This window comes from Vibrio sp. 03_296, assembly GCF_002265885.1.
The window spans coordinates 13,554-25,505 of sequence record NZ_NPKW01000046.1; the positions used below are offsets into that span (position 1 = coordinate 13,554).

Consider the following 11,952-nt stretch of genomic DNA (forward strand, 5'->3'; position numbering starts at 1 on the left):
AGGGTTATACCATTTTGTAACCGGAAAATGTAGCCATTAATCCCTATCAAGCAGCAGCGAGTGGAGAAATACTAAGCAGGCAAAACTTTTTATGTGTTCAAGTCATATTGTTAATGGTGGTTTCTGCTACACTGCCGAATAACTCGTTCATGCTCATTTACACAGGAAAACCGTGAACTTACGTTTCAAACTCCGTCACTTTTGGGCCAATAAAACCATTAGCTATAGTGTATTGATCCTCATCACTTTGCTCGGTGTTGTCGTACCAGCTTGGTACTACGAACAAAATACCTTGATCACGCCTTTAATCCTCGGTGTTATTGCCGCCGCTTTGGCGGAAAGTGATGACAGTTTTAGCGGCAGAATAAAAGCCGTGTTGCTCACGTTTATCTGTTTTGCTATCGCGGCTTTTTCGATTGAGCTTCTCTTTAATACACCATGGCACTTTGCTATTGGGCTCTTTGTTTCTACCTTTGGTTTTATTATGTTGGGCGCAGTTGGCCCCAAATACGCCAGCATCGCCTTTGGCTCTTTGCTTATCGCAATCTATGCCATGCTCGGAGCACACCAGAGTGTCAATATTTGGTTTCAGCCATTATTGCTACTCTCAGGCGCCGCATGGTACTACTTTATGTCGATGGTTTGGCAAATCCTCTGGCCCATGCAGCCAGTCCAGCAAAGCCTAGCCAACGTTTTTCACCAGTTGGCCAATTATCTCGATGCAAAGGCGCAACTCTTCCATCCAGTAACCAACATGACACCTCAGCCGATGCGCATTAACGCCGCAAGCCTCAATGCCCGGACTGTTAATGCACTCAATAACTGTAAACAGACGTTGCTGAGCCGCTCGAAACGAGGTCATATTGATGGGCCAAGTGACCGCTTCCTTAATATTTACTTTATTGCGCAGGATATTCACGAGCGAGTCAGCTCGAGCCATTACCGCTATCAAGATCTTGCTGTGCAGTTCGAGCGGTCAGATATTTTGTTCCGCTTTAAGTATTTGCTTGAGGCGCAAGCGACCGCCTGTCGAGAAATTGCCGAATCATTGCGCTTAGGCAACGAGTATAACCACGCGTCTCACTCCATTCTGGCTTTGGCAGAACTACAAAACGCATTGAGCTACCTCCAAGAGCAAAAAAATCCAAAATGGTCTCATCTTCTCGGCCAACTTAACTACTTATTCAATAACCTCGCTACCGTTGAAAAGCAATTTAATAACATCAGTAATCCTGATGCAGAAAAATTGGAAGAGAATTTGCTGGACGATACGAATCCGCATACTCTTAAAGCCATGTTTCAGCGCATTCGGGCCAACTTCAACAAAGACTCGATGCTGTTTCGTCACGCCATTCGTATGGCGATAGCATTGACTGCCGGTTATGGCGTGATCTATGGATTCGAGATTGAAAGAGGCTATTGGATCCTATTAACCACTTTGTTTGTTTGCCAACCAAACTACAGCGCAACAAAACAAAAGCTGGTTGCACGTATTGCAGGCACTTTTGCTGGCTTACTTATCGGTGTTCCCCTACTCACGTTTTTCCCATCGCAAGAAAGCCAATTGGTGTTTATCGTCCTCTCTGGCATGCTCTTTTTTGCCTTTAGGATTAATAACTACGGATTTGCGACTGGTTTCATCACCCTACTCGTGCTCTTTTGCTTCAACCAGTTGGGTGAAGGTTATGCGGTCGTATTGCCTCGATTGGCCGATACGCTCATCGGTTGTGCACTTGCCGTTGCTGCTGTGGTTTTGATTCTGCCTGACTGGCAGTCTCGTCGCTTACACAAAGTGATGTCTGATGCGATAGACGCCAACAAGCAGTACTTACTGCAAATCATTGGTCAGTACCGGATTGGTAAAAAAGATAGCCTCGCTTATCGTATCGCACGTCGCGATGCGCATAACCAAGATGCCAATCTTTCGTCTGCGATCAGTAACATGCTGATCGAGCCTGGGAAGTATCAGACAGCGGTCGATGAGAGCTTCCGTTTTCTCACACTTAATCATGCCATGCTAAGCTACATATCTGCCCTTGGAGCTCACCGCACTCGCTTGGATGACGAGTCCACACATCAATTGGTACTCGACGCGCACCGAACAATCCACCAGCACTTAGAGACGCTTCAATCTCAGTTGTACAATCGCTGTGATGATTGTGATGTCGACACGAGTAACGCTGCGGACTTGGAAAAGCGATTGAGTGAATGGCGTGAAGATGACGAAGGCAGTGCTCGCATGGTACTTCAACAACTGCACTTAATTTATCGAATGATGCCAGAGTTACACTCATTGGCCAGTAAGCTTGCAGTACGCACGCAGTAACCAAACATTCCACTTCATTTATCGGTGATAAACGGCCTATTAGCGCCGTTTATCACCTTTCAACCACGCCCATTCTATACCGTCCAGTTTTACCGTGCCCTGACATTTTCCGGACAATAAAACAGCGTTCATCCAGTACATTGCTCATTATTCACTCGTTGTGATGGACAACACCGTAATGAATGATGAGCAAAAAAAACGATACAGATCGGTGATTAACATGAAACAAACTGATTTCGAAAGATTGCGTGACGAGCTTAAAAGGCTGTCTCCTCTTCAGTTACAACATTTGCAAGGCGACATTCAACTTGCCTTGCTAAAGAAGGACAATGACATTCTAAGCCTTGAAGAGCGTGATGCATTGGCTAAGTTATTTGTTTAAGAAGAGATTATCTAAACACGATTTTGCTAGCATAGTTGCCACCATTGTCAAATCCAACTATGCTTAAGACAGGTTAATTAGCGAGCGTTTTAACCATGCCAATTTCAGGAGTTCAATCCGGTTATCAACTCATTCAGCAATCCAGTAAGATGGCTGAAGAGGCAGCGTTGGAAGTGAACCAAGCAAACGGAAATCCTACCTCTAATGAGCTCGCTTTTAATCGTGTCGAATTTGATCGTCAACCTGAAGAAAAAACCACTCAAGCACCACCCAAAGATCACAACGAAGCTTTGATGAAACTGAGCCAAGCCAGTAGTTATAACCGTATTGGTGCGAGCGTTATTGAACGAAACAACGATGTGATTGGTAGCCTATTGGATATCCAAGTGTGACCATTTGTTACGCTTACCACCTTGTTTACTCTCCCTGATTCAGTAGAATCGACGCTTCCTTTTTCTTGCTGACAGACTTATGCCCGTTAAAACTACGCAAAATAAAAATATTCATACCGCACTTCGCTGTCTAGATAGCGCCCAACAAATAGAGCAAAAACTCAACCCCAATTACGCACCACCAAAACGCACCTTACCCAAGAGCCCCTTTATTAGTGATAAAACCCTAAAGAAGCGTTGGGATGTGGTGAACTGTCATGCCACTCAAGACCAATTATTAGATCAACATACTCTTGAACACATGACGCTCTATCAAAAGAACATTGAGCACTTTGTCGGTACGGTGAAAGTCCCTGTTGGGCTAGCGGGACCATTGCGCGTAAATGGCTTATTTGCCAGCGATGATTATTTGATCCCCCTTGCCACGACAGAGGCCGCTTTGGTGGCTTCCTATTCACGTGGGGCCCATCTCATTACCGCAGCCGGCGGAGCAACGGCCATGCTGGTGAATGAAGGCGTGACACGTACCCCCGTATTTGCATTCACGAACTTAGTCTCCGCGGGTCAGTTTGTCGCTTGGGTGACCACCCACTACGATCGTTTTAAGCAAATCGCCGAATCCACGACTTCGCATGGTACGCTCAGTGACATCAATATCAACATGGAAGGCAATCATGTCTACCTAATGTTTGAATACCAAACAGGCGACGCCTCTGGGCAAAATATGGTGACCATCGCCACCAACGCCGTATTTCAATCGATATTGGAAACCTGCCCCATCGACATTAAAGAAGCCTTTCTAGATGGCAATCTCTCAGGAGATAAGAAAGCAAACAGCAAAACACTGACAAGCGTTCGCGGGAAAAAAGTGATCGCCGAAGTGACCCTTTCCCGCGAGATGGTTGAAAAGTATTTGCATACTACGCCGGAAAGAATGGTCAAATTCGGCCAGATGACGACGACAGGTGCGGCATTGAGTGGAGGAATTGGCGTTAATGCCCATTACGCCAATGCGTTAACGGCACTCTATTTGGCTTGTGGACAAGATGCCGCTTGCGTGGCCGAATCAGCCATTGGCATTACCCGAATGGAACTTACCACCGATGGGCACTTATATGCCAGCGTGACACTGCCAAATCTGATGGTCGGAACCGTTGGTGGCGGCACTGGCCTGCCAAGCCAAAAAGCCTGTCTAAATATTTTAGGCCTTTATGGACAAGGCAACGCGCGTGCATTGGCTGAAGTTTGCGCTGCACTTTGCTTGGCCGGAGAGCTTTCGATTGTTGGCGCTTTTGCCGCTGGGCATTTTTCTCGCGCGCACCACAAACTGGCTCGATAAAGCAATATTCTCTCTAAAACGGCTGTTTCTCACGGCTTAATCACTATGAATTAAGCCGTGAAGCGCAAACTCCCAGACAATCAACCTCTTAGCATTCAAAGAAAAGCCACTATGATCACGACAAAGGCCGGCAAGATAGAAAACCACTTATGTCCTTTTTCTTTGCACTCCCCACGGTGACACATGGCAATCTGAATCGGGGCAGAAAAAAACATCATAATCAAATAGCTCACTGCATAGGTTTGCCCGACTAGAATAAGAAAAACAGCATGCAATGCGATGTGCAATAAAGCATACGCCTTTTCTACTTTCATTTTTACGATCAATAACAGCGAAAACAACACAGCAATCAAAATAGACATAAATAACACTTATCAATAATAGTTCTCATTCGCAATATTATATCAGTGTAAATTCGCTGTCCAACTATCGTTTCAATAGGCGAAAAAGATAACTCCTCCCCCACCAACACCCCCATGCTATTGAGTAAACGAATGATTGCGTTATTGATGTTTTTCTTTCTAAACGTTTGCGTAATCGCTAACCTTCTCTTAACCTTGAATTGAGGCTTTCATCACGGATTTTCCATTGATATAGTGCACTTAACGAAAACAAAATTAGACCATTCGAGGCATGGAGCTTCCTCACTTATCTCAAGAAGAGAAGAATTGGTACCGACATATTCGGCAAGATTTAAGAGGGTCAAATTATGGAAATGAATATGGTTGAAATTCTAGGCTACGCAGCTTCAATCATGGTTGCAATCTCACTAATGATGAAGGACATCGTTCGTCTGCGCGTTTTAAACTTCATCGGTTGTGCACTGTTCACTGCATACGGTCTGATGATTGACGCATGGCCAGTGGTTGTGACTAATGGCTTTATTGCGTGTGTCAACGTCTACTTCCTAGCCAAAATGCAACAGGAAAAAAAAACTCTAACGCCTGAAAAAGCGTAATTTTATAGAGTGCTGAATTGCTTAAAAAGCCCCTAAGGGGCTTTTTTCGTTGGTCGGATTCATTTTCAAAAAGACTTACCTAGGTTACCAACGCCTTCAAACGCCATTTTGGCGTTACGCCACCTACCATTGCCAAACCCGCCACGTGGAGTACAATCAACTAAAACCGCGAAATGAGACAACACGATGAACATAGGTGCTATTGCAAAATTAACCGGATTATCAAGCAAATCCATTCGCATGTACGAAGAAAAAGGCATTATTTCACCGCCGCTACGCAGTGACGCCGGCTATCGTGAATATGGACAAAAACACATCGTCGAACTCAATCTGGTATCACGCGCTAAAAATGCAGGGTTTTCTCTCCAAGAGTGTAAAGAATTTGTTCAGCTAGCACAAAACCCTAACCGTAAAAGCAGCGAAGTCAAAGAGAAGACCAAAGAAAAACTGGCTGAAATTGAACAGAAGTTGGCGCATTTGCACGAGATAAAAAAGCAGTTAGAAAGTTGGGTTTCCTCCTGCCCTGGTAACTCAGATAGTCATTGCCCGATAATCGAAGAGCTCACTAAATAGCAAGGCTTTTGCCATCGCCTCCTCATCTCGGAGGCGACTTACTCACGAGTTTAGAAATAGGTACACATACGTTTACCGTCGCGTTCAATGACACTAAACGGCGTTTCGTAGATCTGCTCAAGCACCGCTTCTTCAATCACCTCTTCAACACTACCACTGGCGACAATTTGACCTTTTTTCAAAGCAATAATTTGGTCGGAATAACACGCCGCAAAGTTAATGTCGTGGATCACCACCACCACGGCCTTGTTCATCTCTTTGGCCAATCGACAAATCGTCTGCATGATCTGCTTTGAATGGCGGATATCCAGATTGTTCAGTGGTTCATCAAGGAAAACATAATCGGTATCTTGGGCAATCACCATGGCAATAAAAGCGAGCTGCCGCTGCCCACCACTGAGTTCATCGAGATATTTGTCTTGGATATCACTGAGATCAAGATACTGAATCGCGCGGTCAATCTGTTGTTGATCTTGTGCCGTCAATCGCCCGCCAGAATGAGGAAAACGGCCAAAGGCCACCATTTCTCGAACAGTAAATCGCATAGTAATGCTGTTTGCTTGGCGTAAAACAGCCAATTTCTTCGCAAGGACTTTGTTGTCCCACGTTTGAATCTCTTTCCCTTCGATCAACACCGCACCGCCATCACGATCAAGCAAACGCGAAGCCATCGACAGCAGTGTACTTTTACCAGCCCCATTCGGCCCAATAATGGAGGTGACGCTTCCTTTTTCAAATTGGCCACTGGCTGCTGACACAACAGCAAACTTGCCAAAATGTTTAGTGAGTTTATCTAGAACAATCATTGCCTACCTACACAATACGATTTCGCAGCAACATCGACATGAAATAGATGCCACCCACAAAGTTGATGATTACGCTGAGTGTTGTTTGAAATGTTAAGACGTTTTCCACCAGCCATTGACCGGCTAACAGCAGTGTGACGCCCAAAATAGCGCAGCCGGGCAATAGCTGGGCATGACGATAAGTGTGAAACATCTCCCTGGCCAAGTTGGTCACGAGTAAACCAAAGAACAAGATTGGCCCGATTAGCGCAGTGGCGACGGCAATTAAAACGGCACTTAACATCAGCACCTGCTTGGTTACTTGACGAACATTCACCCCCAAACTGGTGGCGTTATCTTTATCTAACCAACACACATCCATGACCGCATGCATGCGATACATGAGCAGCGATGCAATCAACAAAATTGGTGCCGTAAAGTAAACCAATTGGGTATCAATATTGTTGAAGCTCGCAAACATACTGGCTTGAACCGTCGCGTAATCATTAGGATCCATGATCAAAACAAAGAAGGAGGCAACGTTAGAGAAGAGTTGGCCGACAATTAAGCCCACCAATAATAAAGTAATCAGATTTTTCTCTTTTCCTCGGAAATAAAAACCGAATAACGCCATAGAGAACAAAACCATGGCCACGACGGAGAGCCCAAAATTCAAGTAGGCGTTAAGCACATACTTACTCAAACCGCCAAAGACCACCACAATGATGACTTGCACCAATAAATAGAGAGAATCAAATCCCAAGATTCCCGGTGTCAGTATGCGATTGTGCGTCACGGTCTGAAACAGAAGCGATGCTTGAGAAATCGCAACACCTGCTAACACCATCGCCAGCACTTTGGGGATACGGCGAGAGAGAAAGTATTGATAATTGTCCAGTGTGAGTCCTTTGCCCAAAAACAGAGTCACCATCACTAGGCTTATCGCCAGCAGAAGCCACATTTTGCTACGATCAGACACCTTGCTTCCCTCTCAAGATCAGATAGATAAACACAGCGCCACCCAAAATGGCAATCACCATGGAAATGGGCACTTCATAAGGGAAAATAATCAAGCGGCCAAGCAAGTCACAACCAAGCACCAGCAAGCCGCCATATAGGGCAGTCAGAGGGATATTGCGGCGTAAATTATCGCCATAAAAATAGCTCACCAGATTTGGCACAATCAGCCCCAAGAAAGGCAATTGCCCGACGATCATGACGACACTGGCGGAAAGTACCGAGACCAACAGGACACCAATCACCACCACCTGCTGATAGTTCAAACCAAGGTTGAGAGCAAAGTCCTTACCTAAGCCTGCAGCGGAAATTCTTGTTGCATAGAGATAGCTGAATATTCCCACCGGAAGCGCAATGTAGAGCAGTTCGTAATCACCTTGCAAAAGGTTGGCGAAATTGGCGACAGACCAAGCAGAGAGGTTTTGCAGCAAGTCATACCGATAGGCAATAAACGTTGCCAGAGAATCGATGATGTTGCCAAAAATGATGCCGATTAGAGGAATAAACACGGCATTTTTGAACTGTATTCGTTGGACAAACGTGACAAACAACCATGTGCCACCCATTGCAAAACTGAAGATCAGTAACCAACTGTCCCCTTTGCCAAAAAACACTAAGCTGACGATGTAGCCCAACATGGCACATTCAATCGTGCCGGACGTCGATGGTGCAGCAAATCGGTTTTGGCTGATTTGCTGCATAATCAAGCCCGCGATACTTAAACCTGCACCAGAAAGCAATATGGCCAGCAGGCGAGGTAAACGGCTCGTCACGAACAAATGAAGCGCCTGCGTGTCCCCAGACAACAACATCGCTGGTGTAAGATCCCCTACTCCGACAAACACCGACGCGAAGGACAGCAAAAACAGAGCCAGCAATAACTTTTTCACTCTGCCTCCACGAAAGAAGAGCAAAAGGCCCATGCTTGTTTGCTTCGACTTGACGATTGATTATCTGGCCCAAAAGCGGCGAAGGAGATGCCAAAGATTGCTGTTTCAGTTGCCTCTACCCCGAACTCAATGTGGGAAGCGGGTATCATTCGGCGATGCGGATCTCTATCCATGTACTTAATACCAATTGAGAAGTGTTATCATGCGCATTCGCAATATACAGATTCGCTCATGAGTATTCAACTGGTTAAACAAGATGAGGCCGTCGCATTTGAGTTTAAAGCGACAAATTACGCCTTTTTGTTGTCTTGCAATGCGTTAGTTTGCGTGTGGAAGTGCGCTTTAGGCATGAAGAAGCCACAAGCCTCGCGCTTAGCGAAAGTAGGTTGTTCCCACGCCCCACATAAATCTTTGACGTTTTCTTTAGCACGACAAAAGTGTCGGCATTTACCGCAAGTCTCCATTCCTGCTCCTTATAACGATATTAAGTCCTTGTGATCTACCTTCGCTGACACGAGGTACATCCACGGCATGCTTGACGTGTGTGTGGGTTCAAGCGACCCCGTTGTACTTTGCAATAGGCGTTTTTGAGTGCTCTTCTTGCCGAGAACCAATCGTCCGGTTTAGTTAGAATTAAGTATCCGTTAAAGCGTTTAACCAGTTGACTGCGATACTCATCAATAAAACGGCTGTCATAGCCGATGTCAAAATAGTCTAGTGCTTGCTCAATGCAAGTGAAACTGGTGATGACGTCTTGAATCGATGGTTTGCTCATAGGAAGTATGCTTGTCAATTTTGCGCAGTGTAGACCTATCGCCGTTTCACTTCTTTGACTTAGACCAACTCCACTTCAACTACATTTTTCATCAATTGATTCAACAAATTGCAACATAGATCGCTACAAACCAGCGACCTCGCAGGCTACACTCCCTCCCCATCGCGAAAGGAGCTAAAACGATGAAAGATTTCGAACAATTACTCGAAGTGGTCCAACGTAAGGCTAAGTACGATCAAAGTAACTCTTGGTATTTGGGGCCACATACCTATTTCAACGAACTGAAAAAGGAAGTCGACGAAGTGTTCGATGAGATCCCGCGAGAGCGTACGTGTTACTTAGAAGATGAATTGGCGGATGTGCTCTGGGATTACCTGAATGCGATCGTAGCGCTCGAAAAAGAATCGGAGATCCGCTTAGATTCAATATTGCACCGAGCCTATATCAAATATAGCCAACGCGTCACGGCGATTGAATCCGGTACTGACTGGGCAGATATAAAAGAGGTGCAAAAACAAGCTCTTGAACAAGAATACGCTCAATCTTCTCGCTAACGTCTAGGAACAAATATGATCCCATTTCAATCTCATGCCGTATCGGGTGTGGCACTTTCCCGTTTTGATGGCCAATATAAAATCCTGATGATGAAGCGCACCAAAGGAAACTATTGGTGCCATGTTGCAGGCGGAATCGAAGAAGGCGAAGCCGGTTGGCAAACCATCGTTCGAGAGTTTGCCGAAGAGACCCAAATAAACGTAGAAACACTCTACAACGGCCAATATTTGGAACAGTTTTATCAAGTCAAAAGTGACTCTATCGTCAACATTCCTGTTTTTGTCGTCTATTGTGACGACAATCAAGTCGTTACACTCAATGATGAGCACACCGAATATCGTTGGTGCGATTTAGAGCAAGCCAAATCGTTAGCCGAATTTCCAGGGCAAGAAGCGCTGTATGATCATATTTGGCAACACTTTGTCTTACGTACCCCTTCACCGCTCTCACGCATTCCACTCAATAGATAGCGGGTTAAACGCATCCATAAAAGTGTGGACTGAGTGGATGCGTCATCTCGCTAACGGGCTTTAGGTTTGCGGTAAATCGTCAATAACCTTATCGCGATAGAAGTAACGTTTGTCATGTTCTCCAATCGGCCGCAACACTCGGCAAGGATTACCGACGGCCACGACATTCGCTGGGATGTCTTTAGTCACCACACTGCCGGCACCAATCACGCTGTTTTCGCCAATCGTTACGCCTGGCAACACAACGCTGTTCGCCCCAATCCAAACGTTATCTTTAATGTGCACAGGAATATTGAATTGCGCCACTTTACGTCGCAGTTCAGGATCGATCGGATGTCCCGCCGTTGCGATGGTGACATTGGGTGCAATCATCACCGAGTTGCCAATGTAGATGTGCGTATCGTCCACCAAGGTTAAATTGAAATTGGCATAGACGTTATTACCTAAGTGTGTGTGCTTACCCCAATTGGCTCTTAGTGGTGGTTCGATGTAGCAGTTTTCACCTACATCGGCCAAGAGATCACGCAAAATCGCCGTGCGTTTTTCCATTTCTGAGGGTCTAGTTTGGTTAAAATCATAGAGAATTTCTAGGCAAGCTTGCTGCTCCAACGCCACACTCTCATCATCACAAAAGTAAATCTTTTGTTGATGCATTCGCTCTCTCACACTCATGTCTCTCTCCACTAAACCGTTTGCCTTGATGACCACCGCGCCACAAGGGAAAACGTTAATGTAGCAAAACCGATTGATTTCCTTCAGTTCTATTGATTGAAATGGAGAGCGGGATAACAGATTTCCATTGCACAGAACTCATCACACGTTGAACGGCTTATTTCGGTAGCAACGCGTTGGTCGGCCTACTTTGCCATGCGCCAAAAACGCATAAAGCGCTCCCCTTTCAACCGCCTTGTCGAGATATCGCCTTGCCGTGCTCTTACTCACACCGAGTAACGCGGCGACACTGGCAGCGGTGTGCTCACTGTGGCCGTGGGGAAAGAGTGAAACCACCTGCTGCAAAGTAAACTCATCCACGCCACTGACCTCATCCACCACCAGTTCGGTGGCGTGAAAAATGCTATCCAATTCACTTTGCTTGACCATTTGCTGGCTATCCACCAGCTGTTTCATCTTCATCAAGCGAAGCAAACTGGCTTGTAACCGCGTGTAGTTCACAGGTTTCACTAGATAATCAAAGGCGCCGTAGCGATGAGCGAGATTCACCGTGTTAGCGTCGTTGGCAGCCGTGATCACAATGCACTCAGGTTTTGGTTGTAACACCAAACAGCGTTGAACTAACTCCACACCCAACCCATCGGGCAAGTAGTTATCAATGATCACCAGATCGGGTTTCGCGGCAATGATCAGTTGCTCGGCGGTGCTCAGGTTAGCCGCTATTCCTATCACTTCAAAATCATCCAGTTGAGCAATAAAGAACTGATGAAGCTCGGCGATTCTCTCATCATCTTCTACAATCACGACTTTTATCATGC

At 45.7% G+C, this 11,952-nt stretch carries 16 protein-coding genes; 8 read left to right on the forward strand and 8 right to left on the reverse strand.

Annotated elements, in window-relative coordinates; genetic code table 11:
• The first annotated feature begins 172 nt into the window (after nt 1–172).
• From yccS to CIK04_RS03815, 4 genes are all read left to right on the forward strand, one after another.
• Nucleotides 173–2,326 carry a YccS family putative transporter gene (gene yccS, locus CIK04_RS03800; protein WP_097352598.1) on the forward strand — a complete coding sequence of 718 codons (2,154 nt, stop codon included), beginning with the start codon at nt 173–175 and terminating at the stop codon, nt 2,324–2,326.
• A gap of 220 nt (nt 2,327–2,546) precedes the next feature.
• Complete coding sequence (locus tag CIK04_RS03805; RefSeq protein ID WP_223848361.1) at nt 2,547–2,708, forward strand: hypothetical protein; 162 nt, start codon at nt 2,547–2,549, stop codon at nt 2,706–2,708.
• A gap of 95 nt (nt 2,709–2,803) precedes the next feature.
• Nucleotides 2,804–3,100 (forward strand): hypothetical protein, encoded by a 297-nt coding sequence (locus CIK04_RS03810; RefSeq protein ID WP_038964228.1) that lies wholly within the window; start codon nt 2,804–2,806, stop codon nt 3,098–3,100.
• A 79-nt stretch (nt 3,101–3,179) separates the two neighbouring features.
• Nucleotides 3,180–4,439 (forward strand): hydroxymethylglutaryl-CoA reductase, encoded by a 1,260-nt coding sequence (locus tag CIK04_RS03815; RefSeq protein WP_097352597.1) that lies wholly within the window; start codon nt 3,180–3,182, stop codon nt 4,437–4,439.
• A 95-nt stretch (nt 4,440–4,534) separates the two neighbouring features.
• On the opposite strand, the gene CIK04_RS03820 is transcribed toward CIK04_RS03815, so the two are convergent.
• A complete protein-coding gene (locus CIK04_RS03820; protein WP_038964226.1) occupies nt 4,535–4,801 on the reverse strand; it encodes a hypothetical protein in 267 nt (88 codons plus the stop codon).
• Nucleotides 4,802–5,148: 347 nt separating this feature from the next.
• Here CIK04_RS03820 and CIK04_RS03825 point away from each other — a divergent pair, with 347 nt between their 5' ends.
• On the forward strand, nt 5,149–5,397 hold the full coding sequence (locus CIK04_RS03825) for a YgjV family protein (protein ID WP_017422580.1): 249 nt from the start codon (nt 5,149–5,151) through the stop codon (nt 5,395–5,397).
• 186 nt (nt 5,398–5,583) lie between these two features.
• Complete coding sequence (cueR, locus tag CIK04_RS03830) at nt 5,584–5,970, forward strand: Cu(I)-responsive transcriptional regulator (protein ID WP_017422578.1); 387 nt, start codon at nt 5,584–5,586, stop codon at nt 5,968–5,970.
• 50 nt (nt 5,971–6,020) lie between these two features.
• Here the strand turns inward: cueR and vctC are convergent, their stop codons facing one another.
• From vctC to CIK04_RS03850, 5 genes are all read right to left on the reverse strand, one after another.
• The gene (gene vctC, locus CIK04_RS03835) at nt 6,021–6,776 is read right to left on the reverse strand and encodes an iron chelate ABC transporter ATP-binding protein VctC (protein WP_017422577.1); all 756 of its coding nucleotides are present in this window, start codon (nt 6,774–6,776) and stop codon (nt 6,021–6,023) included.
• A gap of 7 nt (nt 6,777–6,783) precedes the next feature.
• Nucleotides 6,784–7,734, reverse strand: coding sequence for an iron chelate uptake ABC transporter family permease subunit (locus CIK04_RS03840; protein ID WP_097352596.1), 951 nt, complete (start codon nt 7,732–7,734; stop codon nt 6,784–6,786).
• Nucleotides 7,727–8,662 carry an iron chelate uptake ABC transporter permease subunit VctD gene (gene vctD, locus CIK04_RS03845; RefSeq protein ID WP_038964234.1) on the reverse strand — a complete coding sequence of 312 codons (936 nt, stop codon included), beginning with the start codon at nt 8,660–8,662 and terminating at the stop codon, nt 7,727–7,729. The genes CIK04_RS03840 and vctD overlap by 8 nt, the downstream gene beginning before the upstream one ends.
• Before the next feature lie 290 nt (nt 8,663–8,952).
• Nucleotides 8,953–9,126, reverse strand: coding sequence for a hypothetical protein (locus tag CIK04_RS33155; RefSeq protein WP_165387208.1), 174 nt, complete (start codon nt 9,124–9,126; stop codon nt 8,953–8,955).
• Nucleotides 9,127–9,161: 35 nt separating this feature from the next.
• Nucleotides 9,162–9,437 carry a nitrogen fixation NifW family protein gene (locus CIK04_RS03850; protein ID WP_039452165.1) on the reverse strand — a complete coding sequence of 92 codons (276 nt, stop codon included), beginning with the start codon at nt 9,435–9,437 and terminating at the stop codon, nt 9,162–9,164.
• A 182-nt stretch (nt 9,438–9,619) separates the two neighbouring features.
• Here CIK04_RS03850 and CIK04_RS03855 point away from each other — a divergent pair, with 182 nt between their 5' ends.
• Entirely contained in the window at nt 9,620–9,991 is a 372-nt protein-coding gene (locus CIK04_RS03855) for a MazG nucleotide pyrophosphohydrolase domain-containing protein (RefSeq protein WP_097352595.1), read from the forward strand.
• Nucleotides 9,992–10,006: 15 nt separating this feature from the next.
• Nucleotides 10,007–10,462, forward strand: a complete 456-nt coding sequence (locus tag CIK04_RS03860; RefSeq protein ID WP_097352594.1) for an NUDIX pyrophosphatase — start codon at nt 10,007–10,009, stop codon at nt 10,460–10,462.
• Nucleotides 10,463–10,522: 60 nt separating this feature from the next.
• On the opposite strand, the gene CIK04_RS03865 is transcribed toward CIK04_RS03860, so the two are convergent.
• Together CIK04_RS03865 and CIK04_RS03870 are read right to left on the reverse strand one after the other, a co-directional pair.
• Nucleotides 10,523–11,134, reverse strand: a complete 612-nt coding sequence (locus CIK04_RS03865) for a sugar O-acetyltransferase (protein WP_038940148.1) — start codon at nt 11,132–11,134, stop codon at nt 10,523–10,525.
• A gap of 141 nt (nt 11,135–11,275) precedes the next feature.
• On the reverse strand, nt 11,276–11,950 hold the full coding sequence (locus tag CIK04_RS03870) for a response regulator (protein ID WP_176463280.1): 675 nt from the start codon (nt 11,948–11,950) through the stop codon (nt 11,276–11,278).
• Nucleotides 11,951–11,952 lie beyond the last annotated feature (2 nt).

Excerpts from the sequence above, each read along its gene's own strand:
- CIK04_RS03805 (WP_223848361.1), top strand. The coding sequence starts at position 2,547 with ATGAAACAAACTGATTTCGAAAGATTGCGTGACGAGCTTAAAAGGCTG.
- CIK04_RS03810 (WP_038964228.1), top strand. The coding sequence starts at position 2,804 with ATGCCAATTTCAGGAGTTCAATCCGGTTATCAACTCATTCAGCAATCC.
- CIK04_RS03815 (WP_097352597.1), top strand. The coding sequence starts at position 3,180 with ATGCCCGTTAAAACTACGCAAAATAAAAATATTCATACCGCACTTCGC.
- CIK04_RS03820 (WP_038964226.1), bottom strand. The coding sequence starts at position 4,801 with ATGTCTATTTTGATTGCTGTGTTGTTTTCGCTGTTATTGATCGTAAAA.
- CIK04_RS03825 (WP_017422580.1), top strand. The coding sequence starts at position 5,149 with ATGGAAATGAATATGGTTGAAATTCTAGGCTACGCAGCTTCAATCATG.
- cueR (WP_017422578.1), top strand. The coding sequence starts at position 5,584 with ATGAACATAGGTGCTATTGCAAAATTAACCGGATTATCAAGCAAATCC.
- vctC (WP_017422577.1), bottom strand. The coding sequence starts at position 6,776 with ATGATTGTTCTAGATAAACTCACTAAACATTTTGGCAAGTTTGCTGTT.
- CIK04_RS33155 (WP_165387208.1), bottom strand. The coding sequence starts at position 9,126 with ATGGAGACTTGCGGTAAATGCCGACACTTTTGTCGTGCTAAAGAAAAC.
- CIK04_RS03850 (WP_039452165.1), bottom strand. The coding sequence starts at position 9,437 with ATGAGCAAACCATCGATTCAAGACGTCATCACCAGTTTCACTTGCATT.
- CIK04_RS03855 (WP_097352595.1), top strand. The coding sequence starts at position 9,620 with ATGAAAGATTTCGAACAATTACTCGAAGTGGTCCAACGTAAGGCTAAG.
- CIK04_RS03860 (WP_097352594.1), top strand. The coding sequence starts at position 10,007 with ATGATCCCATTTCAATCTCATGCCGTATCGGGTGTGGCACTTTCCCGT.
- CIK04_RS03865 (WP_038940148.1), bottom strand. The coding sequence starts at position 11,134 with ATGAGTGTGAGAGAGCGAATGCATCAACAAAAGATTTACTTTTGTGAT.
- CIK04_RS03870 (WP_176463280.1), bottom strand. The coding sequence starts at position 11,950 with ATGATAAAAGTCGTGATTGTAGAAGATGATGAGAGAATCGCCGAGCTT.